Source organism: Phormidium sp. CCY1219 (genome assembly GCF_055795085.1).
Genome location: NZ_JAYFEQ010000407.1, coordinates 42389 through 67907, shown reverse-complemented (window position 1 = coordinate 67907; position 25519 = coordinate 42389). Strand labels below are relative to the sequence as shown.

Genomic DNA, 25519 nt, shown 5'->3' with positions numbered 1-25519 from the left:
TAAGTTAAAAAAGCAACAAAAATTAATAATAGCCTCGAGAGGAGGACGAGCGATAGCGTCAAAAGCTATCGTTGCAGTCTTTCCAGCTTGAGGGAAAGCTAAAAAAAACACAGACAAACAAACAAGAAACAAACTATGATCCGCTGGCGTTTGCGAGTCGTCATGGCAGAGCGTTGTATGAGCAATGATGAGCTGGCTGAAAAAATGCAACTGCATCCGGTAACCGTCTCCAAGCTGAAAAACGCGAAGGACCTGCCAGCCATCGGTGGAAAAAAGCTCAATAAATTGTGCAAAGTATTGGAGTGTACCCCTGCAGATCTGATTCAGTACGTTCCCGATGAGGAGGGGAAACCGGACTAAAGCACAGGTAAAAAGGAACAACGAGAGCTTTTGGCGGATTGCGCTCAGCTCAAAAGCACTCTTTCTTGCCCCGGGGAATGGTCGGTGGGCGCGGGAGGCAAAACCTGCCTATACTGCAAATACAGCCTCCTACGGTAGCCTCCCATGAGCCTTTGCATCAATCCCAGGTGCCCCCAACCAAACCACCCCGCCAACATTAACAGCCAGATCTGTTGTCAGTGCGGGTCTGAATTGCTGGTCAACCATCGCTATCGCGTATTGCGGTTATTGAGCTGTGAAGGAGGCTTTGGCAAAATCTATGAGGTGAGCGATCGCGGCGAGTCCAAAGTGCTCAAAGTGCTCATCGAAAAAAATCCCAAAGCCGTCGAACTATTCCAACAAGAAGCCGCCGTATTGCTCCGACTCAAAGACCCCGGCATTCCCCGAGTCGAAGCCGATGGTTACTTTCTCTATTGGCCCCACAATAGCCCCGAACCCCTGCATTGCCTGGTGATGGAGAAAATCCACGGGCAAAACCTAGAAGAATGGCTCAGCACTTTCACACCCCACAGGCTAAGCCAACTCCAAGCCCTCCACTGGTTAAAACAACTGGCGCAGATCTTACAAAAAGTCCACCAACTGCAATATTTCCACCGCGATATCAAACCCGCCAACATCATGGTGCGGACTCCTACCACTCCCCACAGCTCTCCAGATGGGGATCGCCTGGTCTTAATCGACTTTGGCACGGCCCGGGAAATGACCCATACCTACCTAGCTAAAGTCGGAGGCGGGCAAAACATCACCAGCATCACCTCTGCCGGCTACACCCCCCTCGAACAAATCAACAACAAAGCCGTCCCCCAATCGGACTTTTACGCTTTGGGACGCACCTTTGTCTACTTGCTCACCGGCTTTCATCCCAACGAGTTTGACGAAGACCCGCGCACCGGACAACTCTTGTGGCGCAACGCCGCACCGGGAATTTCTCCGCTGCTGGCGAATTTTATCGATGAGCTGATGGAACCCTTTCCGGGAAATCGACCCAAGAATACCCAGGAAATTTTGTTGCGGGTAGGACAACTCGAGCGACAATTGCAAGAACCGCCACCCCCACCGTTTAAACCTGCCCCACCTGCGTCAATATCCTTCCCCTCGGTTCAATTCCATTGGTTGGTGAAAGGAGCGATGGCGATCGCGGCGATCGTGGCAGTAGCAGCCGTGCCAATTTATTTGGAATCAGCTTCCAGGGAGGAATCTGCTTACTTCGTCCGTTACTTGCCCTCTTTTCCCACTCCCTTCAAAGCTCAGAGTCATTGGGTCAATTCAGTGGCGATCGCTCCCAATGGCAAAACCTTGGTGAGTGGCGGCTGGGACTATACCATCAAGGTGTGGAATTTCGCCTCTGGCAAAGAAAAAATCACCCTGAAGGGACATCGCAACTGGGTCAGATCCCTTGCCATCTCTCCCGATGGCAAAACCCTGATCAGTGCCAGCGACGATACCACTATCAAAGCATGGAATTTAATTCTGGGTATTGTGCAATATACCCTTTCCAGTCACGAGAAAGCGGTGAATTCGGTGGCCATATCGGGTGATGGCAAGACTCTCGTCAGTGGCAGTAGTGACAACACGGTGAAAGTCTGGAACCTCAAATCTGGTAAGCTCGAGCGCACCCTGCGCGGTCATCGCAACTGGGTGAATGCAGTGGTCATCACTCCCGATGGAGAAACCGCCATTTCTGCCAGCAGCGACAGAACGATCGGCGTTTGGAATCTCTCCTCTGGCACTCGGGTGGATACTCTCTACGGTCATACGGACTGGGTGTCTTCCCTGGCGATCGCTCCCGATGGAGAAACCCTTGCCAGCGGCAGTCACGATGGTACGGTAAGACTGTGGGATCTGCGCTCTGGCGAATTAAAAAAAACCCTCCACGGGCGTCAAAAGTACGTGTCGGCGGTGGCGATTAGTCCCGATGGCAAAACCCTGCTCAGCGGTAGCAGCGATGGCACTATCAAGCTGTGGAATTTGAGTAATGGCACCCTAAAAAGCACCATTAGCAGCAGTGGGTATGTCCGGGCGCTGGCGATCGCGCCAGATAATCGACATTTTGTCAGTGCCGGTCTTGACAAACAAATCAGAATATGGCAAATGCCGCCCTAGGGCAAAAAGAAGACAAGAGGCGATGCCATGAGCTACTGCATCAACCCCGGTTGTCCCGAACCCCAGAATGGCGATCGCGAGCAATTCTGTCGCAGTTGTGGCTTTGAATTGCTCCTCCTCGGCCAGTATCGCCCCATCGCCCCCCTCAGTCAGGGGGGGTTTAGCATGACCTACGAACTCGACCACCACGGTCAGCGCAAAGTCCTCAAACTCCTCAATCTGGCGCAATTTCACGACTGTAGCACCCACCAAAAAGCCCTGTCTCTGTTTCACCAAGAAGCCCGGGTGCTCAGTCAGCTCGATCGCCCCGGCATTCCCAAAGTCGATCCGGGGGGGGCTTTTACCATAAATCATCCGGCTTGTCAATCCCCCTTACATGGTTTGGTCATGGAAAAAATCGAAGGGGTCAACCTAGAGCAGTGGCTAAAACAGCGCGGACGGGCGATCGACCAACACTTAGCCCATTTATGGCTCACCGAACTCACCCAAATCCTCCACGATGTCCACACGCGGCAATTTTTCCACCGGGATATCAAACCGAGCAATATCATGCTGCAACCCACTGGAAAGTTGGCCTTAATTGACTTTGGCACGGTTCGCGAAGTCTCCGATACTTACTTGGCCAAAATGAGTGCCGGCCAACCCGGTACCGCAATTATCTCCCGAGGATATGCCCCTCCAGAACAAGAAAATGGCTGGACGGTCCCCCAATCCGATTTTTTTGCCTTGGGCCGCACCTTCGTCTATTTGCTGACCGCTTCGCATCCCCTCACTTTTTACGACGCCTACACTTCTGAGTTGCGCTGGCGCAGTGCCGTTTCCCACATTTCTCCCCCCCTCCTGGATTTCATCGATCGCCTGATGGCTCATTTACCCGGACAACGCCCCGCCAATTCCCAGGAAATTCTCCAACAGCTCGCCGTTGTGCGACTCTCAGAACCGACAACAGCAACCATACCCACAGGGGTTTCCCTCCCACAGGCAGCAAGCATGACCCGCGATAAAGCTTTTATCGGTCATCGCGATTGCGTCTGGTCGGTGGCGATCGGTCCGGGAGGCCATATCTTGGTTACCGGAAGCTGGGATCGCACCATTAAAGTGTGGAACCTCGCCACCGGACAACTGCTACGCACCCTAGGCCATCATGCAGATGCCATCTGGTCCGTGGCAATGAGTGCAGATGGCAATATTTTGGTCAGTGGAAGTTCGGATAATACGATAAAAATTTGGCATCTGCCTACAGGCGGATTAATTCGCACCCTGGAAGGTCATTCCTCTTGGGTGGCGGCAGTGGCAATGCTTTCCAATGACCAAACCCTCGTTAGCGGCAGTTGCGACAAAACCCTCAAACTCTGGCATCTCCCCACTGGTGAGTCGATCCGCACCCTGGAAGGTCATTCCTACGGAGTCACATCCCTGACCATTCATCCGGATAATCAAACTTCGATCAGTGGCAGTGGCGATAAGACGATTAAACTGTGGAATTTGCACCGTGGCGAATTACTAGGCACCCTGACGGGCCATTGCGCGGCGGTGACTTGTGTCAGGGTTGCTCCCGATGGCAAAACCCTGGTCAGTGGCGATTTAGACAAAACGATTAAAGTCTGGGATTTGGCCACGGGAGAAGAAAAACAGACCCTCAACGGTCATTCAGGAACGATTTGGGCACTGGCAATTGCCCCGGATGGACAAACCCTGGTCAGTGGGTCTCGCGATCGCACCCTGAAAGTCTGGCACTTGCCCACTGGGAAATTGCTGGCTACCTTGAAGGGGCATCGCGCCCCCGTAACTGATGTGGCCATCAGTGGCGACGGAGAAATCATTGTCAGCGCCAGTAGCGATGGGGCGGTTTTCAGTTGGCGATCGCCTACCCGGTCTCCCGCACCGTCTCACGCCCTCGTCCTTTGAGCGAAAACCTTGCCTAAATTCCCCGACACAACCCCTACAACACTCCCATATCGTCACCCAAACCGTCCCTTTTTGTTCGGTTGCGCCTACTTACCTTTCCCAGGAAACCTGTTACATTAGAAACAGTTAAGAACTTAATTATTTTTCAGCTATCCCTCGAAATAATATTTAACTCAAAACCACTTAACAGCTCTTACACAAACAAACCACTCAACGGAGGTCAAACATGAACCCAATACCCAATCGCGATCGCTCCCCAGAATTCGGTGAAGGAAATGGGGACAACAATAATATCCTCTGGCAATACGTCCAATCGATGAGTCCCGAAACGGTCTCTCAACTTTCTAAACCCGCTTCTTCGGAAGTGTTTCAGGTGATGGAACGCAATATCGTCGGACTGTTGGGCAATCTCCCGGCAGAACATTTCGGCGTCACCGTGACCACTAATCGCGAGCATCTCGGGCGCTTATTAGCTTCGGCCATGATGAGCGGCTATTTTCTCCGCAACGCCGAACAACGCATGAAATTCGAACAATCGTTGCAATTGAGTGAGGGTCATTCTTCCGACCCGGAGTAAGCAGAGACAGCGAATCGCAACGTGGACTCAAAACACCGGAATTTTAAACTCGCAACCTCTCAAAACTCGGCAAGCTCCTCGATGAGTTTGCCGAATTCTGTTATTGTATCCCTGCGTGAATCTTTATTGGCATGGTATGGCAGGAATTGTCGGGATTTACCGTGGCGTCGCGGACAAGACCCTTACCCAATTTGGGTCTCGGAAATTATGCTACAACAGACCCAAGTGAAAACGGTGATTCCCTACTACGAACGCTGGTTAAAACGGTTTCCCACGGTGGAAAAACTGGCCTGCGCCGACCAACAAGCGGTGCTGAAAGCGTGGCAAGGTCTGGGATACTACGCCCGCGCGCGCAATCTGCACCGCGCCGCCGAGGAAATCGTCCGCCGTCACGGTGGGGTGTTTCCCAATACTTTAGATGCGGTGATGGCGTTACCGGGAATCGGACGAACCACTGCAGGCGGGATCCTCAGTGCGGCGTTCGATCTCCCGGTTTCGGTTCTCGATGGCAACGTGAAGCGGATTTTGGCTAGAGTGATAGGATTGTCGGTGCCACCGAATAAAGCGATGAAGTGGTTATGGCAGCTTTCCGACTGTCTTTTGGATCCGAACCGCCCGCGCGATTTCAATCAAGCGCTGATGGATTTGGGGGCAAAGGTTTGTACGCCGAAAAATCCAAACTGCGATCGTTGCCCTTGGACTCCCCACTGCCAAGCTTATCAACTTAATCTGCAATCTCAGTTACCTATGCGCTCTTCTTCTCGTCCCATTCCTCATAAAAATATTGGTGTTGCCGTTATCTGGAACGATAGCGGACAGATTTTAATTGACCGACGCCGGCAAGAAGGTTTGCTAGGAGGATTGTGGGAGTTTCCAGGCGGTAAACTCGAAGCGGGAGAAACCGTGGAAGCTTGTATTGCTCGCGAAATTCGCGAAGAGTTGGGGATCGAAATCGAAGTGGGCGCGCATCTGATCTCGGTGGAACACGCTTATACTCATTTTCGCGTCACCCTCAACGTGCATCACTGTCGCCTGTTAAGCGGGGATCCGCAACCGTTGGAGTGCGATGAGGTGCGCTGGGTGAGGTTAGAGGAGATGGATCGGTTTCCGTTTCCTAAAGCTAATGTAAAGATTATCCAAGCGTTACGTCAGGGCTAACCGGTGTAGGGTAAGCTGAAATAAGAATGGATCGAGTGCCGCTAAACGATCGCTTTAGTGGCAGCAGTGGCTTGTACTAACTTATTTCTGTTTGCACTGAGGAAAGCCGTGCTGTTTAATTCTTACGAATTTATCTGCGTGTTTTTGCCGATTGCCCTGCTGGGTTTTTTTACCGTTGGGAAAATCGGCCACTATCGCTGGGCGATCGCCTTTTTGGTGGCCGCTTCTTTATTTTTCTACGGGTGGTGGAATCCGCCTTATCTATTATTAATTCTGGGTTCGATTCTGTTTAACTATTGCTTAGGCTCGCTCCTGAGTAAAGATAGTGTTAGTTCGACCCTAAAGCGCAAAGGACTGTTGATTTTTGGCATGGCGGTTAATTTGGGTTCGATTGGCTATTTTAAATATGCCAATTTTTTCGCAGATACCGTTAACGCGATCGCGAACGCGAATATCGACCTGGGAGACATTTTCCTCCCCTTAGGGATTTCCTTTTTTACGTTCCAGCAGATTTCCTATCTAGTTGATGCTTACAATGGGGAAACGAAGGAATACAATTTTCTCCGGTACTGCTTGTTCGTTTCGTTTTTTCCCCAGCTTATCGCCGGCCCCATCGTTCTGCACAAAGAGGTGCTGCCTCAGTTTGCCCAAAAAGCAATTTACCATTTCAATCGGGAAAATTTGTCGGTGGGAATTACGATTTTTTCGATTGGGTTATTCAAAAAAGTGATTTTTGCCGATACTGTTGCGCTTTACGCGACTCCCGTGTTTGATGCGGCGGCAAATGGGGCCACGTTGAGTTTCTTTGAGGCATGGTGTGGGGCACTTGCCTATACGATGCAGCTTTATTTCGATTTTTCGGGCTATTCCGATATGGCGATTGGCGCGGCCCGGATGTTCGGTATCAAACTCCCGCTTAATTTTAATTCGCCTTACAAAGCGGTGAATATTAGCGAGTTTTGGCGGCGCTGGCACATGACCCTTTCCCGCTTTTTGCGCGATTACCTTTACATTCCCCTCGGTGGCAATCGCCAGGGGAAAATCCGCCGCTATGTTAATTTAATGATTACCATGTTGTTAGGCGGGTTATGGCACGGCGCGGGCTGGAATTTCGTCCTCTGGGGTGGGTTACATGGTTCTTATCTGGTGATTCACCAACAATGGCTGCAATTTCGCAAGCTTCTCGGACAAGATATTAAGGCGAAAGGGTCTTGGTGGAGTCGCGTTTTGGGTTGCGTGCTGACCTTTTTTGTGGTGGTGGTGGCTTGGGTATTCTTTCGGGCAACCAGCATGGAAGCGGCGGGCGCAATGTTGACTGCTATGTTTGGCGGAAATGGGATTTCTTTGCCCGGGTTTACGGAGAAGTTTCTCGGCTTTTTGCCCAGTGCGATCGTGCAGTTTAATGGGATTTTGGCTGGGTCGAAAACTGCTTTACCCTCCCCGCTGGCAATGTTTTGGATTGTTTTATTGCTCGCGATCGCTTGGGGTGCGCCCAATACTCAGCAGTGGATGGAACGCGCTAATCCCGCACTGGATTATCCCGCCGAATTTCCGTCAGGTCGTTTGGGCAATGTCTGGTGGGAAAAACTGCAATGGAAACCCACTCCGCAATGGTCTGTAGTGGTGGGACTCGCCGCCGGTTTGAGCTTGGTGTTTTTGCTCAGACCTACGGAATTTCTTTACTTCCAATTCTAATCACTCCCTGTGTATTTCTCCCCTCCACCCTCTCCCCTACAAGGTCGCGACCCTACCCCCAATCCCTCCATCCCCCGCGACTTTTTTAGGATAAAATTTGCCGTTCCTTGTTAACGAATCCCTACCCCCCACCAAGATTGTGAAAGGAAAATTCCAGGACATGAAATCCAAACCACTCACCTCTTCCGAAACCTCGATGGCAAAACCCTCTGCCATTCCGACCAAATCCAAGTCGTATTTGCTCTATTTCTTTACTACAGTAGGAGCAATATTTTTAGCTTTCCAAACTTTGCCGGCTCTTCTCATCGACCCTTACAAAGTGTTCGGTCTCTCTAATTTTAATCAGAAAAACTTTTCTCCCAATACGCGCTACTTGAAAATAGAGCATTTGCTTGATTCGGAGAAGGAAACCGCTTTTCTGGTGGGGTCTTCGCGGGTAAACTACTATCAAGTGGAGTCGGCGAGCAAACTGTCGGGCTATCATTATTACAATCTCAATGCTGAAGGAGATAATGCCCTAGGAGCAAGAAGAAAAATAGAATGGCTGGTTGAAAATGAAAATCCCAAGCAAATTGTTTTGGCCTTAGACTATGATTTCGGGTATGGTAAAATAGACGCCCTAGAACTGTTCCGACAGGATCATCCTCGGGTAACGGGTCAATTTCCCCCCTTCTTTTATTTGAAATATTTTCTATTTCAGCCGAATACGGTGTGGGAAGCGGTGGAAGGAAATTTGAAAGATGAGCTGATTTATTCCTTTGACCCTCAAAGCGGCCATTTTTGGTACAAGAACTACATCGATTTGAATGAAAACCCGGATCGCTATGAGGGGAATCAGTTCAAAGCATTGAAAGAGTGGGAAAAGCCCAAGCCTATCGAGAAAAAAATTGACAGCTTAGGGGAATATCAGAGGGCAATTGAGGCGATGGATCGGAAAAGTATCGACCGAATTGTCGTAATCAATCCGATCAATCAACATCGGTTTTCCGAATTCGATATGGAGGATTATGCCAATTGGTTGCGGGAAGTGGTGGCGGATGCAGGTGCAGTGTGGGATTTTTCGGGTTTGAATTCGATTACTACCAATGACCGGATGTACTATGATACCAGTCATTTTATTCCAAAAGTGGGGGATATGGTATTGCGTAAAATCTTGGGGGACGATGAGCGCGGGGAAGAAATTCCAGAGGATTTTGGCGTGTTGGTGACGCCGGAAAATGTAGACGCCCGAATCGAAGAAATTCGTCAAGAATATGCGCGCTATCATCAAGGAGTCTCAAAGAAGACGATGGAATAAGACATCCACTGGCGGGGATTTTTTGTCCGCTTAATAACACTGTACCAGATAAAGCGTCACCGAACTGAGTGTTCTATAGGGAATTGTTCCTTTCGCTTTGAACTTTGGCGCGATTTTCTAGGAACTGTAAGGTGTTGAGCAATCGAAGCGCACACTCGTAAGATTCTTGGGTGAGTTCTTGTTGCTCCTGAGGAGAGTCTGCTACCTCATCGAGGAGTAAGCGCAAGAAACCAATCATCGGGTTGAGACGAGTGCGGATTTCATAGGAGGTGTTCATTAGGGTTTCATTGCGAGCTTTTCTGACTAAATCTTGAGTATCGTCAGAAAATTGCATCTTGTAAAGACGGTAATAGTAGCCATCTTTCTTTAAGAGTTCGTCGTGGGTGCCGAGTTCTACGACTTCTCCTTTTTCGAGTACGGCAATTTTATCGGCGTTTTGAATTGTGGAGAGTCGGTGAGCGATGACTAAGGTGGTGCGATCGCGACTGAGGCGTTCGATCGCCTGTTGTACCAGATGTTCGGAAACCGTATCGAGGGCGCTGGTGGCTTCATCTAAGATTAATATATCGGGATTGTGCAGCAAGGCGCGGGCGATGGCGATGCGCTGTCGTTGTCCGCCGGAAAGTAGAATCCCGCGATCGCCTAATTGGGTCTCGAACCCTTGTGGCAGATCCATGATAAATTCATAGGCATTGGCCAACTTTGCGGCTTCGATGGCATCTTCCTCCGTGGCATCTGGGCGACCGTAGGTAATATTATTGCGTACCGAGTCGTTAAACAAAAAGGTGTCTTGGCTGACAATTCCCATTGCTTGGCGCAGGGATTGCAGGTCGAATTCTCTCAAATCTTTGCCATCGAGGGTGATGCGACCCTGGCTCGGATCGTAAAATCTGGGCAGCAAATCTGCCAGGGTTGATTTTCCCGCACCAGATCCGCCGACTAATGCTAACGTGGTGCCTTTTGGCAACCACAAGTCGATATCTTTCAAGACTAACTCATTCGTGCCCGGATAAGCAAAAGATAGGCGTTCAAAATGAATTCCTTTTTCTAATTTCCGGTAAGGATCCACCCCATTTTTCATAATCGGCTTGTCATCTCGCCGTAAAAATTCGCTGACAATCGTGGTACTCGGAATTGCATTCGCAAACTGACTGCGACTATTATTGAGCTGCCCGAGAATCGGCACGACTCTGGAAAGGACAAACAAATAAGTTAACAGAACGGTGGATAAAGATTCGAGGCGATCGGCAAAAACTAGCCTGCCGAAAAAAATTATCGCCAATATGACGGCGATTCCGCTTAATTCGTTGACAGGACTGATGATGGAATAGTTAATTTGCGATTTCATCTGCGCTTGTTCTCGCCCTTCAATCAGTCTGTAAATTTTTTGGTATTCCTGGTTTTCTTGACTGTTTGATTTAACCAGCCGAATCCCGTTTAACATTTCGATTAAAGAACTGGAATATTCCCGGGATTTCTCGGAAAGGAGCTGTCCGTATTTTTTAGAGCGTCGAATGATAAACTGAGACACGAAGGGCACGATTAATAACAAAACGGTTGAGACTAAAGTCAGCTCCCAAGAGATGAGTAGCAGAATCCCCACAAATATTAAAACGGTGATCGCCTGGGTCACGATCTGACCGCCAAGGCGAATGGCTCCCGCGCAACGATTCACTTCTTGGTTGACGCAGTTTATGATGTCTCCGACTTTGGTTTTCGTGTAAAAATCTATATCTATTTTTAACAGTAAGTCGATGGCGGTGCTGCGAATGTCTTTCACGAGCAACCGCGCCAGATGACCGGAGGCTAAAGAGCTAGCTACTGTTGCCGCATTCTTTAAAATAATTGCCAGGAGCACTAATCCCATCATCAACCACAGACGATACTCTGGATTTACTCCGTCAAAAATTGAGAGTGCTTGACGAATTATCGGGGGTCCTCCCTCAAATTCGACTTCTTGTCCGAGAAAGCCCAATAAAATGGGTACCAGCAGGGTCATGCCGACCCCATTGAACAATGCCCCTGACCAACCGAGTCCGATTGTCAGTACGATCCAAAATGGGCGTTGTTTGGCGTATTCAAGGAGAAACTGAGTGGGAGACATGGAAGAGTTCCTACCAGGTTAGGTTGCGGATGATATAGAAGCGATCGCGGACGGTTGCTAGATTGCTTCATCCGTAATAGTTTACCAGAAAACTGGTGTGGCTGGCTGTGCCACGCCGATCGCCGGGCTTGCTGGCGCATCCGGTTTACTTTTACTGAGTGGCTCGATTTTACCTTAAGGAGAACACCTGAGGTGTTGTTACTTTAACCATTGGCGATTTTGGGTTATCTTTCTTTAGCTGTCACTAGCATTGCCGATGGAATCAAGTGTGATTTGTTATTTTAATACCTGCGAAAGAATCTCGGACATAATCTCTGTCATTTTCTCAAAGCTATAATATTGTACGCATTTTTCCCTGGCTTTTTTTCCTTGCTCTATTGCCGAGTTCCAATGTTGGAAAATCCACTGAATTTTCTGGGCGATTTGCTCGGGACTACTCGGTTCGACGAGATAGCCCCTGTCTCCTAAAATTTCTGGAATGTCTCCGACTCGGGTCGCTAAAATCGGTTTGGCCATTGCCATGCCATCGGTGAGTTTGAGGGGAAATTGAGCCACGGCGGCGGGTTCATCTCGCTGGGGCACGACGACGATATGAGCGGCACTGACCACTTCTGGCATCAATTGAATGGGCATGGCGGGCAGTTTAATTATCCAACGCCCCCAGCGATCGAGCAGTTGATTGTCGTAGTCATCATAGGGACTCCCGCCAATAATCACCAGTCTTAAGTCTGGTTCGTTGAGGCGATCGAGTGCGATTAAAATGTCTTCTACTCCTTTGTAGGGTCTCGGGGCACCAGGAAACATTAAAACTCGATAGTCGGACAGTCCGTAGCGCTTTCGACTTGCGTCGGGATCGTAGGCACTCGGATCGAACAGGGACGTATCTTTTCCATTGGGCAAATAAACGCCGCCAAATCGATTTTGCAAAAATTTATTATGAAGCGTCACCACATCGGCTTTCGATACCCATTTTTCAATCCACTTCAAATAAAGGGGATGATCGGGATATCTCAATTGCCCGTTTTTTTTCAAAATATCCCGTGCGAATTGTTTCGGGTTTGGCGGACGATATCGCCAGCGATCGCCGCCATGCCAGCTCAATTCCCAATCATCGATATCGAGCAGCAAAGGGCGCTGGGTTCTAAACTTTTCGAGAAGTCCCAGCCCAAAACTGCTGGGTCTCAGTTTGTAGGCATAAATAATATCTCCGTTGATGCGATCGCGGAGTTGATTGGCAGCTTTGATAAATCCGGGATAGTTGCTTCCTGGTATCGTCTGAATGGGAATATCGTCAAAATAGGATAGCTCGGCAGTGTCTTTTTGAACGTTAAATCCAAGGATTTCTACGTCACAGTTTAGCCGTTTGAGAACCTGACTCAACAAGAAGGGCCGCACGGCACCGCCGCCCCATCGCCCGACTCCTCCTGTGGATAGATCGCTGACAATGATTGAAATTTTTGTGGGAGAAGTTAACCGTTTATCGTTCACAATTTTTTCCACTGTGTTTTCGCGATCGCCCTGCATTATTCATACTTTTGAAATAGGCTGCCTAACACCTTTTCAATGGCGTTCCAGCTATAGTTTTCGACGCACTTGAGGCGGGCTTTATGTCCGGCTTCTTCGGCTTCTTGTGGATGGTCTAAGACATATTCAATGGCGGTGGCGATCGCTTGCGGATTATCGGGTTCTACGATCCAGCCACATCCTTCCAAAACTTCGGGCAAATCCGAGACGTTTGAGGCAATAATCGGTTTGGCCATTGCCATCGCATCAAAGACCTTAATCGGCATTTGTCCCATTGTAGCGAAATTTTTCTGTTGCGGAATTACCGTGAGGTCGGCGGTGGCTAAAAATTCAGGCACGCGATCGAACGGTTGTAAGCCAAATGCCTGAAAGCGATCGCCAAGTTTTTCTTTCGCTCTCTTGACAAAATTGATAGAGTACCATTCCGCGTCGTTTCCCACTATCGCCAATACCACATCGGTATTCTTCACCAAACTGATTGCTTCAACTAAATCTTCTACTCCTTTATGCTTTCTCGGACTCCCACAAAACATGACGATTTTTTTACCTTCTTCAATTCCCAAATTTTCCCTAGCTTGCTTTTTATCTATTTTCTCCGGATCGAATAAATCCGTATCTTCCGCATGGCGCACCACTTCCCCGCCAAACTTTTGTTGTAAAAACCGATTGGACAAGGTGATGTCATTCGCCCATCCCGTTAGCTGTTCGCCTATCCAGTTATTCCAATAAGAAGTGGTGGTATGCGGCTGACGCGCTGATTTTTTTAAATCGTCAATTTTTTGCCCCAATGTCTTTTTTCGATAGGCTTCTTTCCGAAACCCCATTTGCCAATCATCGATATCCAAAATCACTGGTTTTTTCTCAACTGCTCTCACCCATAAACCAATACCAAAACTGGTTAACAGGGGTTTGCTTGCATACACCACATCCCCTTCTATTTTTTCGGCTACTTGTTTTAATTTTTGCGAAAGTTTAACCCCTTCTTTGAGCGTTATCCCTCTACAATCCACCCCTTTATAGTTCATATGTGAATCGCTCGCTACTGGCGTCCAAATTCCTTCCCCTAGTAGCGGCCCCACCATTTCTACTTCATATCTTCTTTGCAAGATTTTGGCAAATAAATAGCCTCGGCTCATGCAGTTGCCATAAGCGCAGGATAGATCGGGAATTACCACCGATATTTTCATAGTTCAATATACCTACAATTTCCTTATTTACTATAGTGAACTCTTTGGATGTAACTCATGGTAGCCACTCTCTCCGGTCATGCCAACCAGATCCTCTTTACCCTAAAGCGGGAATCAGATGCTCTTTTTCCGGGCAGGAGTTAGACTAGCTATCTGAGGGGGTTTTGTTCGCATTTTTCCTACTTTTAATAGCCTGATGAGTTGATTCCGATATTTTACCATACCATTCTTTTTCTCCAACGCTCCTCATCTATAATTTCCTTCAAGCACTTGTTGCAACCAAATTTCCACGGTGAATATTCGGCACAGTTTGTCCGACATATCCTCTCCTTGTAAATGGTGCTTCCAAAGCTTTACAATCTCTGGTTTCGATACATATTCCGCGTATAGAGCTGATGGATTGTTCAGCACTTCCTCAAATAAAGATAGGGAAGGCTCTTGGCGGAGCCAGTTTTGATGATCTGCATAATCGTTTGCGGTATAGCCCCCTTTTGACAAAGATTTTGATTCGATGTTCATTCCCAACCGCTTTAGTTTGTTATTCAATTTATTCTGAAACCGTTTTGAAGCCTCTGCTATTTTTCTTCCGAGGTCAGGTGGACCGATGGGAACGCCGGTGGTTTGCCAAGGTATTTTTTTGTAAAACCCTGGGAAAAATTCCAGCAGCATTATTTCATACAGTCGATTGTTCTGTTTCGTCTCATTGGGAACGGCATAAATCAATTCTTGAATAGAATTTGCTACAAATGGAAACCGATTTTCTATTCCTAGAAATTGATTCAGCTTAGCTGCTCTTATTCCAAAACTTCGATTGCGATTATCTAAGCATAAAATATGCGGATTTTTATCGATACTATTAAAATATTCACAGTAGCGTTCGATAAGCGCCTTGTTACTCTCGCCAATAATAAAGTAGTTTATTCCCAGTCTTTTTTCTAGATATTTTTTGACAAAATCCTCTGGTTTAAATAACAGGTCTCCGCCAATTACACCCCCTGCTCCCATGCCATGCAAGTTAAAATCAAACCATTGATTTTCTTGAATCGTTTGAAAAACGCTGATAAATTGTAGCTGTCTGACACTACACTCTCCATCGGTCCACCATATCCCCTTGGTGCAGTCAGTCAACCAATTCTGTGCATTAATTTCAATGGGATGAAATTTCGCACCTTTAACTTTTGCAACTCGCTGAGCAATTCTAAGGTCATCGCAACCTTTTTTGCCAAAACTTACCGCATGAATGGGGTTGAATCCCGCTGGCATTGCTGCTAAAATCGCTCGGGAGCTAGACCCCCACTCAAGGTTAATCCCACTGACTCAGCTTCAGCACTGCGACGCTCCACAGAGTCTATAAACAAGCGCCCTAATTCTGCTGCTATTTCTCGTTCATCAATTTTGCCGGTCACGGGTTCTATTTCATCCCACCACCAGTATCGCTGCTTGGAGATTGATTTTTCCCGAATATCCCACGTCAAGACTGTGGCAGCAGGCAGCAGTTCTACTCCTTCAAACCAGGTACGATCGCCGATGAAATAGCGAATAGCAAGAAACTCCTCTAGAGCCAACCGATCGATCTTTGGGGTAAAGTCGGGTAGAGCTAACATCACCTTTAGCTCAGAACTCCATACTAGGCAGCCTTTGTAAATCGTCCAGTACAGGTGCCTCCATCCGTATCTATCCGAGATCAAGTGCATTTTTTGGCCTTTGGAGTCGTAAATCACTGCTGCATAAATCCCCTCTATCTTTTTGAGGAATGAAAAGTTGTCACTTTCACTATAGAGCGCTCGCAAAATTTCTAGATCGCTGCTCGGTTTATTCTCGGCTTTTTTTCTGATTTCTGTTTGATTGTAAAATTCCCCTTCTAGCCAAATGTATATCCCATCTTTCCGATGAGGTTGTAAATCTTTTTGTAAAACATTAATATGAACCCTCGTTCCGGCGACATTCTCATCAACAAACAATTCCTCTTGTTTCCAAAAATTTTGATGAGTGAGTAGTTCTTGCATCCTTTTAAGTATCTGCCCTGCTTCAGATAAATATTCATTTTTTGTAAACCCGGCAACTCCTGGCATTCTGCGAGCCTCCTTTTTCAGTTTTTCCCTGCCAATTTTTGATGGTAAAAACGAGTTTTTCTTCAATCAATCTATCATTTCTATGCTCCTCAACGCAATTCCCTTCTGGAATCTGGTCGGCTCCTCAAGAGCTTTTATCCCTCCGTTTCATTGCAGCGTTCTTCCCTCTTTTGCCCCTTCTCTTCTATCATTTTACACTGCTCTAGGTTCCTGCCAATCACCGGATATTTGCGGATTCTGCTTGGTTCTGAGCTAACATCACTGACTCCTTCGGTTTGGGTTGGCACTGCAGGGGTTAAGATCGATTTGGCTCAGTTTTTTCCATGACGCTTTTGGTGCCACTGCCAAGCATGAGAGATGATATCTTTTAACTCAGAATATTCTGGATTCCACCCCAATATTTTGCGGGCTTTTTCGCTACTTCCCACTAACATTGGTGGGTCTCCAGGACGCCGATCGCTCACTTCTTTGTTAATCTCCTGCCCCACCACCTTTTCGGCAGTTGCTATCACCTCTTTCACGGAAAATCCGCTGCCGTTACCTAAATTCAAAAACTCCGTTTTCCCACCCTCCAACAAATATTCTAGACCCAAAATATGCGCTGAGGCTAAATCGTTCACGTGGATGTAGTCGCGAACGCAAGAACCGTCTGGGGTGGGATAATCGGTGCCGAATATGTAAATCGTATCCCGTTTTCCTAATGCCGTATGCAGCACTAGGGGAATCAAATGGGTCTCTGGATCGTGGTCTTCTCCGAGCATTCCACTGGGGTCGGCACCGGCTGCGTTAAAATAGCGGAAGCTCACGGATTTTAACCCATAGGCGGTATCGAAGTCTGCCAGCATCCGTTCCACCATTAATTTGGTCGCGCCATAGGGATTAATCGGATTTTGCGGATGTTCTTCAGTTAAGGGAATTTTTTCCGGCATTCCATAGGTGGCGCAGGTGGAAGAAAAGACCAATTTGTTCACCGAAGCCTCTACCATTGCTTCTAATAAACTCAGGGTGCCGCTGACGTTGTTGCGATAGTATTTCGCCGGATTGGTGACGGATTCTCCCACATAAGCATAAGCCGAAAAGTGCATGACGGCGGCAATGTCGTGGGTGGCAAAAAGGTTTTTCAAGAGTTCGCGATCGCTAATATCTCCTTCTATCAGCTCTACCTTTAAAACCTCTTCTACAATATCTCGATGGCCATACACTAAATTATCTAAAATAACCACCTGGTACCCGGCGCGTTTCAGTGCCAGCACTGCATGGGAGCCAATATATCCTGCTCCCCCCGTCACTAAAATCGTTGGTTTTCCCTCGCTCACCGTTTTATCCTTCCGTTTCTTAACTTTTTTCTTTGGTTCTAACTGTTCGCTGCCCTGGGGAGTTCGCCTTTAAATGGCTCTTTTCCCACCTCGAAGGTTTTATTCTAGACTATCTTAACCCGCCCTGCTTGGATCGAGTCAAAAATTCGGTTCATGTGACGTCGGTCTTCATCGGTAATCTGCTTCCCGGAGAGCATGGCAGTGGCAAGCTGGATATGCTCCTTCCGGCTAATTTCGCGGTTTTCCAATATCCGCTCGATGAGTTGATGAATGGTAAAGGTGGGTTTATTTGAGGTTGCGCGAGCCATAAAGTTTCATGTTTGGTCTCCTTTTCAATTCTATCCAGATGGGCTTGGCTTTAATTCTATCCTTAGTTCAATGGCAATTAAGTAAATTTTTGCTAAAAATATTATAAAGAGTTAATAAATTTTTGGCCAGGGTGTTCGGCTGGCAAAGCCAAGTCCCACTCAGCCATCGCAGGTATTTTACTACTACAGGAGGTTTTTAATGCAGGTTTATCGTTTACCCGCCCTTTCTGACAACTATATCTTTTTACTGCACGACCCAGAGCAAAATGTGGCGGCAGTGGTGGATCCGGCTGAGGCGGATCCGGTGCTGCGGCAATTGGACGCCCTCGGCGCTCAGTTGACGGTGATTTTCAACACCCACCATCATATGGACCATGTGGGGGGCAACCGCAAGCTGATAGAGCGCTTCCCGGATGCGATCGTCTACGGCGGCGAGGACGATCGCGGGCGGATCCCGGGTCAGCAGATTTTTTTGCGGGAGGGCGATCGCGTGGAGTTCGCCGATCGCGCCGGAGAGGTGTTCTTCGTTCCCGGGCATACCCGCGCCCATATCGCGTATTATTTCCCCCCCGCCGAAGGTGAAGAGATGGGCGATTTGTTCTGTGGCGACACTTTATTCGCCGGGGGGTGCGGTCGGTTGTTTGAAGGCACGCCGGCTCAAATGGTATCCTCTCTAACGAAGTTTCGCAAGTTACCGGATAATACCCGCATCTGGTGCGCCCACGAGTACACCCTGAAAAATCTCAAGTTTGCCTTGACGGTGGATGGGGAAAACCTCGATTTGCAACAACGCTTTGAGCAGGTGTTGGCGGCGCGGGAACGAAACGAGGCAACGGTGCCTTCTACACTCGGTGTGGAAAAACGCACCAATCCGTTTTTGCGCTGGGAGGTTCCGGCCCTCCAGAAGGCGGTGAAGAGTCAGGATCCGGTGGAAACGTTCGCCCGGGTGCGAAGTCGCAAGGATAATTTTTAAGCCTCCCTCACCGAACCCCCTCCCTAGGGGCAATCACCCAGGCATCGCTGCGGTTTTCTCGCCAAGGAGAAATCGCAGCGATCGCTTTTTTTCCTTCGCATCCAGTTGGCAATCTGCGATTATTTCGCTAACCTTGACAATTTACAGTTTTTGTGGTAAAAAAATTAACTTGTGGTGGCAAATTGCTAACTGCATGAAATCAGAGCGGATAAATTCTCGATTGCCGAGCGCGAAAGAGTTATCCCCCCGGAGTGGGGGGAAAAGTGGTGCGATCGCTATCCCACAGTGAAGAAATCATCTTGAGTGATGAGAGTGGCATCTACACCATTGAGAGCGGCTAGCACTTTGTCTCCCATGCTGAGAACCGTGGCGTTATCGCTTTGTGCGATTGCCAGTTGGTCAAAGGTCATACCCTCGCCTAAACCAATTAAATCCACGCCATCTGCAAAGTCAGTAATGACATCGGTGCCCATATCTGCTTGTAAGACAAAGCGATCGCGATCTGCGCCACCGGAGAGGATATCGGCCCCGAAGTCGCCAAATAGCCAATCCTCGCCAGCAGTACCGAACAAGAAGTCATCGTCTTTGCCACCGCGAATCACATCATCCCCTTCACCGCCATTGAGGGTATCATTGCCTTGGTTGCCGTTGAGGAAATCATTCCCTTGCTCACCAAAGATATTGTCATCGCCATTGTCGCCGCGAACTAAATCCGCGCCCAGATTGCCGTTAAGCAGATCGTCATCTTGGCCGCCATGTATAGTATCATCGCCAGCACCACCCTTTACGGTATCGTCGCCTTGATTGCCGTTGAGGAAGTCGTTGCCAGTGCCACCAAGCACAATATCCCGGGCGCGGTTGCCGAACAGAAGGTCATTGCCTTTGCGTCCGAGTAGGGCGTCGTTTTGTTTGCCCGCATGAAGGGTATCGTCTCCGGTCCCGCCATCGAGGAAGTCATTGCCTTGGTTGCCATGTAAGATATCGAACCCTGTGCCGCCGAATAAGTTATCCTCGGCACTCATACCTTTAATAAAGTCATTGCCTGCAAAGCCGTGCAGCGCTTCGGCAACAAAGGTTCCGATGAGGCGATCGCTCTCGAGAGTCCCAGTAAAAGTGCGAGTTACTGCGTTTGGGTTCGGGAAGGGAATATCGCTCTCGCTGACTTCCTCTGGCAGCAGGGGACTCGCGGGAGGTTCAGTGGGTTCGACCTCTGCGGTGGTGGTGAAGTCGAACGCCGTAGATTCGGTATCGGTGGTGTCAGTTACCTCAGCTTCCGTCTCCACTTCATCGGTGTCCGGAAGTGGGGGCAGGGAGGAAATGCCCTCTGGTTCTGTTGCAGGTATGGCGGGTTCGGTGTCGTTATCCACAATAGTGAGAGACGCAGTGGTAGAGGTTCCCAGTTCGTAGCCAGATCCGCTTTCCAGAGTAACTTCTACTGTTTCGTCCGCATCGACAATGCGATCGTCAATCGGCACCACATTCAGATTGACGCTGGTTTGTCCGGCGGCAATAAAAATCTCACTTTTTAGGGGATTGTAATCTTCCCCTTCAGTGGCACTGCCACCCACACTGTAATTCACCGTCAGACCTCCCACAGGTGCCGGGTTGCTTAACGTGAGTTCAAACGTTCCCGTGGTGGAATTTTTCTCGGTAGCATCTGTCACCGACTCGATGCTGACGGCGGTTAAGTCATTGTCTGCAACGGTGGCGCGGATATCGCCTACGCCGATTTCGTTGTAGTCGGTGTCGTCGCTGGTTACGGTGTGACTGATGGTGCTAGTGAGCTTGTCTTCGACTGCCTCATCGTCAACGGCGTTAACGGTGACGGTTTGGGGAGTATCCCAGTTGTCTGGGGTGAATGTGAGGGAGTCAGTGGCTTGAATTTGCTCATCAGTTTCGATGTCAATGGTGACATCGGCGGTGGGACGAGTGGTGAGTTCCACTTCGTAGGTATCCGGTTCGCCGCCTTCGGTGACGAAGGTGTTGCCCTCACTTTGGTCGATGAGGACGTTGGGACTGTCTTTGTCCACATTGACAATCGTGACATCGCTAGGGTCGAGTCCATCGTAGTTGGAGTCGGCGCTGCTGACAAGGGTTTCGATTTGATATTCGGTATTGCCGTCAGCAACGGCATCGTCAATGCCAGTTACGGTGACGGTTTGGGGTTGGTTCCAGTTGTCTGGGGTGAAGGTGAGGGAATTGGTAGAGAGGGTACCTTCGCTGGGTTCGGTGTTGGTGAGTTCGACGGTGACATCGGCAGTGGGTTGAGTGTCGAGAACGAAATCGAAGGTAGCAGTGGTGCCGTTTTCGTTGGTGTCGCCACTGGTGGGGGAGACGGTGACTCCGGCGGTATCGTTGTCGATGATGGTGAGGGTGGTAGTGGTGGAGTCACCGAGTTGGTAATTTTCTCCTGTCTGTAGGGTGAGTTCTACCGTTTCATCCCCCTCGGCGATCGCATCGTCAAAGGGAACCACGTCGATGGTGGCGGAGGTTTCACCGCCTTCTACAAAGATGCTACCAGAGAGTGCCTCGTAATCTTCCCCTTCGGTGGCAGTTCCGGCGACGCTGTAGTTGACCGTAACTCCGCCAGTGGGGGCTGGTTCTGTGAGATTGAGTTGGAATTGTCCTGCAGTGGGGCCGCTTTCACTGGGGTTATCGAGAGATTCGATGCGAACCGTAGTCGGTGGAACGGTTAGCTCGAAACTCTCGACAGTCCCAATGTTAAAAGAATCGGTTGCAGTAATTTCAATGGCGATTGTGCCTCGATTATCCTCAGTGGGAGTCCCGCTAAAGGTGCGGGTAGCGGGGTCGAAGTTTAACCAATCAGGTAGAGGATCGCCATTTGCCAAACTTGCGGTATAAGTCAGGCGATCGCCTGGATCGGGATCGACAAAGGTATTGGCAGGAAACGGGAAGTTAAAGGATTCCCCTTTAGGAGCAACTTGATTGGGAATGGGATTTTCTAGAGTCGGTATCGTGTTATCATCCCCGCCAATCGTTGCAGTGGGAACGAATCCGGTTACAACTGCGCCAGCAGAAGGATTACTAAGATTAACTCCAAACCGTTCATTTCCCTCTATTTCATTATCACCACTGACATTGATGGTAATTTGCTTTTCAGTTTCTCCATCTGCAAAAGTAACCGTTCCACTGGGTAGCGTTCCCCCAAAATCATTTGCGTCAGCAGGATTGTTGCCATTTCCAACTACTTCATAGCTAACTTCAACTTCACCAGTTGTATTGTCACTACGAGTGACAGTAAATGTGAAAGGTGTTGTACCGCTATCACCTTCTTGTAAGAAACTATCGGTTGCTTCAATGGACAAGAAAGCGGGATTGTCATTGTCTTCAATCAGTGCGGAAACAGTTTTTGTTTCTTCATTATCGTTAAAGGTTGCCCCAGATAGATTAGAGAGTTCTAAAGAAAATTCTTGATTCGGTTCAAAGGTTGTATCTCCAATAATTTCAACTTCGATAGTTGCGCTAGTCTCACCGCTTGGAATGGTAATCTGCCCTGAAGCGGAATTATAGTCAGAGCCAGCAGTGGCTCTGTCATCTTCTGTGGCATAAGAGACAACCACATCGCTATTTGCTGCACTGGATAAATTGAGGGAAAACTGAGCCAGACTTGTTCCTGCATCCCCTTCAGTCACCGTAATATCTGAAACACTGAGGAAAGGTACAGAGTCTAGAGTCTGAGTGCTAATCCGTTGGTCACTGAACTGAATATATTCAACGTTAGTTAGAGTATCTTTCCCCGTGCTGCTGTTAACGAGGATAACATCCCCAGGCTTTTGAATGGAAGCCTCAGATCGAGCGAAAGGATAAACGACTGTATCTGTTCCTTCCCCTCCATCAACGCGATCGTCACCTGGACTGTCATCGGGATGAATGGTATCATTTCCACCACTGGCTGAGATTCGGTCATTGCCTAACCCACCACGAATAGTGTTGTTTAGATAGTTCCCAATGATAGTATCGTTACCATCTCCAGCATCGACATCCGTATCTAATGCACCTAAAGTAATACGATCGTCGCCACTGGTGGCTGTTCCTGTGCCTTGACCACTGGTAACTGTGAAGTCAATGGTGCTTGTTTGACCACTAGATAAGATGACTTCGGCAGTTACTTGATTTTCTGTACTATCAGAGGTATCTAAACCACTCAAAGTGCCACTAAAAGTCTGTCCGAGGGCAGCATCTTGAAAGTCACTGGGGAGAATGGTTTCAACAACTGTGCCATCTAAGAGAATATTTACCTCGGAAATGTTACTTACAGAAAAGCCAGATTGGGCAAATTCGTCTGCTAGGTCTGCTGATGTTGTTCTTTCAACTGGGTCATCTCCTGAGTCAATTTCATTGAGAAGATTTAAGTCTGCTCCGCCAATTCCAAAGGCACGAACTTCTGCTACATCTTGCAGTGCATCTGCTTCGGGTCGGAAGTTCCCACCGACATTAGGTGCTCCATCGGAGAGGAAATAAGCAATGTTCTCTGCGCCAGTGGATAAGCCAGAAAAGAATTCATTGGCTTTATTCAGAGCAGCATTGTAGTTAGTTGAACCAAAAGCACTCAGGCTTTGAATTTCATTAATGGCATCATTTGGACTTAATGGATCTGTGAGGGTTGCATCATCTGAGAAAGGAATGACTGTAAAGGTACTATTAGCAGCAATACCTTCATTAATGAGGAAGTTGGTTAAATTGGTAAAGGCATCTTGAGCATTATCTAAGGCGGTACCGGATACACTTCCTGATGTATCAATGATGTAGGCAAAGTTAAATTGACCCAGCACATCTTGCCCCGCCGAGGAAAGAGTAACGGTGTAGTCAACTTCGCCATCGGTAGTGTAGGTGGGAAGCTCTAGTGAAGCGACACCGATTTGGTTTCCATTTTGGGTTAGGTCAGTTTCTTTGATTGTTTCTGGTCCATCACCATAAGGAATTTGATAATTTAATTCTATCGTGGGATTACCATTGTCTGTATCTGCCAGATCAATGGGTCGATCGAATAACTCTATGAAGGCTAGTTCTGCCCCACCTTCAGGAAATGTTTTAGAAATGAAAGGGCCAACATCTTGTGATACTATTTCGGGGATACTGAAGGTAAATCCAAGAGCATTAACATCAAATTGGAGATTAGGGGAAAGTCCAGAAACTATATTGATTTCACCCTCGAGTTTATACTCCGCATCAATTTCAAGAACATCCGATTGTTCTGAAGGAGCGGTAAAGTTAAACGATTCTCCTAAAGATTGAGTTATTGATGGCCCATCATTTAAGGACATTGTAACTTCTATATCTTCAGGATTAAACTCAAACTCTTGCTTAATAGGAAGAGTAAAGCGGGGGCCAGCACTTAAAGCCGTCCATTCAGCAGTCAAGAAATTACTAACAGGTGAAGGCAAGGGCAATTCACCACTCACAGGTGGTAGCTGAGGGATCGCTGTTGATGCTAATGTTGCCAAGTCTGCGAATATATCAAGAATTGGAGAACTTTCTGCACTAGCACTTAATGATGGGAATATACCAACATTCCCAAACCCATTTAAAGAATTATTTCCTTCACCTACACTTTGCGGTAAGGCAACACCCATTTCGAGGAAACTGAGATCGAGTCTATCTGTAAGATTTCCTTGATTATTACCACTACCAGAGCCACTACCAGAGCCACTATTAGAGCCACTACCAGAGCCACTACCAGAGCCACTATTAGAGCCACTACCAGAGCCACCGCTATTATTAAGTATGTCTTGAATTGTAAAACTAATTCCTCTGCTAGGGCTGGCACTACCCAAAGGTATTGTAAGTTTATTTGAATTAAAAACTACGTCGCCAATCTCAACTGGTCCACCACTGAAAGGAGCAGGATTATCGAATGAAGCATTTTTGATACCATACTCTCTCAATTCAACAACTAAATCGATGCCTATTTCTGGCAGATCCAATCCCGTTCCTTTAATATTAGCTGATGGATTAACTCTAAAATTAGATAATGTATTAATCGAAAAGTTACTACTAGGAGTAATTTCGGTCGGTAGTTCTACAGAAATATCAGTTGGGTAAAGTAACTCTTCTACCCTTCCAAGACCTCCTAAATTTATAAAAGGCACTAGCCCAAACGAACCATCAAACACCCAATCAAATTCTGCATATTGCGTACCTGTAACAGGAACTTTACCTACAAAGTTGCCAGATTCGTTAAAATCGGCTATGGCGAAATCTGGTCTATATTCTTTGGCATCAAATAATGGAACAATATCAGATGCAGTAAAGCCTAGAACTTGATCTATAGTCTCAACCTGCTCGATCGCAACTTCTTTCCCATCCAACAAAACCGTCGCCGTATCATCCTCAGCCTTCAACTGCGCCACATCTGACGAACCCAACTCATTCCCTCGCACAACTTCAGCAAAAATCGCCCCTTCATCCCCAGGCGCATCCCCAGGAGTCAGCAACGAATCCACATAATGACCATATTCTTCGAGAAATACCCGCGCCACCTGTTCAACAGACTCACTCAGCAACTCCTGCGCCAGATAAATCGTATTCGTTGCAGTAGCAAACGCGCCTCTCGCGCCATTAATCTCAGCAGCAGGGCGCACCTCTATCTCCGGCAAAGCCCCCAAACTGCCTCCTGCCCAAACATCCTGTAAATCCGCAATCTCAATCCCTTCGCCAAACGCAAGTTGCATCCATCCCGTGAAATTCGGGTCGCCTGCGAAGGTTTGCAATCTCTCCCGAACCACTTGCAACGCCGGTTGCAGCGCCGGATCTGCCGACAGTTCCTTGAAGAAAAGGCCGTTGGTTGCTTCAATTCGGTTATCCGTCATCACTATTCCTCGGTTGTCTACTGTGATTTCGCCGATCGCTGGCGCTGGAAATCATGGGAAGCAATGCT

The 25519-nt window shown here is 48.1% G+C and carries 16 protein-coding genes; 8 read left to right on the top strand and 8 right to left on the bottom strand.

The window, feature by feature from the left end; genetic code table 11:
• Positions 1-135: 135 nt before the first annotated feature.
• The 7 genes from AC0QH1_RS09015 to AC0QH1_RS08985 all read left to right on the top strand — a co-directional run bounded on the left by AC0QH1_RS09015 (position 136) and on the right by AC0QH1_RS08985 (position 9137).
• A complete protein-coding gene (locus AC0QH1_RS09015) occupies positions 136-360 on the top strand; it encodes a helix-turn-helix domain-containing protein (protein ID WP_324630737.1) in 225 nt (74 codons plus the stop codon).
• Positions 361-591: 231 nt separating this feature from the next.
• Positions 592-2502, top strand: a complete 1911-nt coding sequence (locus AC0QH1_RS09010) for a serine/threonine-protein kinase (RefSeq protein WP_324630736.1) — start codon at positions 592-594, stop codon at positions 2500-2502.
• Between the two features lie 27 nt (positions 2503-2529).
• Complete coding sequence (locus AC0QH1_RS09005) at positions 2530-4410, top strand: serine/threonine-protein kinase (protein ID WP_324630735.1); 1881 nt, start codon at positions 2530-2532, stop codon at positions 4408-4410.
• Positions 4411-4636: 226 nt separating this feature from the next.
• Complete coding sequence (locus AC0QH1_RS09000; RefSeq protein WP_324630734.1) at positions 4637-4987, top strand: DUF760 domain-containing protein; 351 nt, start codon at positions 4637-4639, stop codon at positions 4985-4987.
• 81 nt (positions 4988-5068) lie between these two features.
• Positions 5069-6145: an A/G-specific adenine glycosylase gene (gene mutY / locus AC0QH1_RS08995; RefSeq protein WP_324630733.1), complete on the top strand. Its 1077-nt coding sequence runs from the start codon at positions 5069-5071 to the stop codon at positions 6143-6145.
• 108 nt (positions 6146-6253) lie between these two features.
• Positions 6254-7840: an MBOAT family O-acyltransferase gene (locus tag AC0QH1_RS08990; RefSeq protein ID WP_324630732.1), complete on the top strand. Its 1587-nt coding sequence runs from the start codon at positions 6254-6256 to the stop codon at positions 7838-7840.
• Between the two features lie 160 nt (positions 7841-8000).
• On the top strand, positions 8001-9137 hold the full coding sequence (locus tag AC0QH1_RS08985; protein ID WP_324630731.1) for a hypothetical protein: 1137 nt from the start codon (positions 8001-8003) through the stop codon (positions 9135-9137).
• 73 nt (positions 9138-9210) lie between these two features.
• On the opposite strand, the gene AC0QH1_RS08980 is transcribed toward AC0QH1_RS08985, so the two are convergent.
• The 7 genes from AC0QH1_RS08980 to AC0QH1_RS08950 all read right to left on the bottom strand — a co-directional run bounded on the left by AC0QH1_RS08980 (position 9211) and on the right by AC0QH1_RS08950 (position 17648).
• On the bottom strand, positions 9211-11241 hold the full coding sequence (locus AC0QH1_RS08980) for an ATP-binding cassette domain-containing protein (protein ID WP_324630730.1): 2031 nt from the start codon (positions 11239-11241) through the stop codon (positions 9211-9213).
• 276 nt (positions 11242-11517) lie between these two features.
• Positions 11518-12765 carry a glycosyltransferase family 4 protein gene (locus AC0QH1_RS08975; RefSeq protein WP_324630729.1) on the bottom strand — a complete coding sequence of 416 codons (1248 nt, stop codon included), beginning with the start codon at positions 12763-12765 and terminating at the stop codon, positions 11518-11520.
• Positions 12765-13952, bottom strand: a complete 1188-nt coding sequence (locus AC0QH1_RS08970; RefSeq protein WP_324630728.1) for a glycosyltransferase family 4 protein — start codon at positions 13950-13952, stop codon at positions 12765-12767. The genes AC0QH1_RS08975 and AC0QH1_RS08970 overlap by 1 nt, the downstream gene beginning before the upstream one ends.
• A 246-nt stretch (positions 13953-14198) precedes the next feature.
• Positions 14199-15215, bottom strand: a complete 1017-nt coding sequence (locus tag AC0QH1_RS08965) for a hypothetical protein (protein WP_324630727.1) — start codon at positions 15213-15215, stop codon at positions 14199-14201.
• A gap of 5 nt (positions 15216-15220) precedes the next feature.
• A complete protein-coding gene (locus AC0QH1_RS08960; RefSeq protein WP_324630726.1) occupies positions 15221-16090 on the bottom strand; it encodes an asparagine synthetase B family protein in 870 nt (289 codons plus the stop codon).
• Positions 16091-16335: 245 nt separating this feature from the next.
• Positions 16336-17340: a UDP-glucose 4-epimerase GalE gene (gene galE / locus AC0QH1_RS08955; protein ID WP_324630725.1), complete on the bottom strand. Its 1005-nt coding sequence runs from the start codon at positions 17338-17340 to the stop codon at positions 16336-16338.
• 104 nt (positions 17341-17444) lie between these two features.
• On the bottom strand, positions 17445-17648 hold the full coding sequence (locus AC0QH1_RS08950) for a hypothetical protein (RefSeq protein WP_324630724.1): 204 nt from the start codon (positions 17646-17648) through the stop codon (positions 17445-17447).
• A 199-nt stretch (positions 17649-17847) separates the two neighbouring features.
• Between AC0QH1_RS08950 and gloB the strand changes: the two genes are divergently transcribed.
• A complete protein-coding gene (gene gloB, locus AC0QH1_RS08945; RefSeq protein WP_324630723.1) occupies positions 17848-18621 on the top strand; it encodes a hydroxyacylglutathione hydrolase in 774 nt (257 codons plus the stop codon).
• Between the two features lie 275 nt (positions 18622-18896).
• On the opposite strand, the gene AC0QH1_RS08940 is transcribed toward gloB, so the two are convergent.
• Positions 18897-25451, bottom strand: a complete 6555-nt coding sequence (locus AC0QH1_RS08940) for a Calx-beta domain-containing protein (RefSeq protein ID WP_324630722.1) — start codon at positions 25449-25451, stop codon at positions 18897-18899.
• Between the last annotated feature and the right edge of the window lie 68 nt (positions 25452-25519).

What these genes read in the sequence shown, in the direction of transcription:
- AC0QH1_RS09015 (WP_324630737.1), top strand. Translation starts at nt 136, where the DNA reads ATGATCCGCTGGCGTTTGCGAGTCGTCATGGCAGAGCGTTGTATGAGC.
- AC0QH1_RS09005 (WP_324630735.1), top strand. Translation starts at nt 2,530, where the DNA reads ATGAGCTACTGCATCAACCCCGGTTGTCCCGAACCCCAGAATGGCGAT.
- AC0QH1_RS09000 (WP_324630734.1), top strand. Translation starts at nt 4,637, where the DNA reads ATGAACCCAATACCCAATCGCGATCGCTCCCCAGAATTCGGTGAAGGA.
- mutY (WP_324630733.1), top strand. Translation starts at nt 5,069, where the DNA reads ATGAGTTTGCCGAATTCTGTTATTGTATCCCTGCGTGAATCTTTATTG.
- AC0QH1_RS08985 (WP_324630731.1), top strand. Translation starts at nt 8,001, where the DNA reads ATGAAATCCAAACCACTCACCTCTTCCGAAACCTCGATGGCAAAACCC.
- AC0QH1_RS08980 (WP_324630730.1), bottom strand. Translation starts at nt 11,241, where the DNA reads ATGTCTCCCACTCAGTTTCTCCTTGAATACGCCAAACAACGCCCATTT.
- AC0QH1_RS08975 (WP_324630729.1), bottom strand. Translation starts at nt 12,765, where the DNA reads ATGCAGGGCGATCGCGAAAACACAGTGGAAAAAATTGTGAACGATAAA.
- AC0QH1_RS08970 (WP_324630728.1), bottom strand. Translation starts at nt 13,952, where the DNA reads ATGAAAATATCGGTGGTAATTCCCGATCTATCCTGCGCTTATGGCAAC.
- AC0QH1_RS08965 (WP_324630727.1), bottom strand. Translation starts at nt 15,215, where the DNA reads ATGCCAGCGGGATTCAACCCCATTCATGCGGTAAGTTTTGGCAAAAAA.
- AC0QH1_RS08950 (WP_324630724.1), bottom strand. Translation starts at nt 17,648, where the DNA reads ATGGCTCGCGCAACCTCAAATAAACCCACCTTTACCATTCATCAACTC.
- gloB (WP_324630723.1), top strand. Translation starts at nt 17,848, where the DNA reads ATGCAGGTTTATCGTTTACCCGCCCTTTCTGACAACTATATCTTTTTA.
- AC0QH1_RS08940 (WP_324630722.1), bottom strand. Translation starts at nt 25,451, where the DNA reads ATGACGGATAACCGAATTGAAGCAACCAACGGCCTTTTCTTCAAGGAA.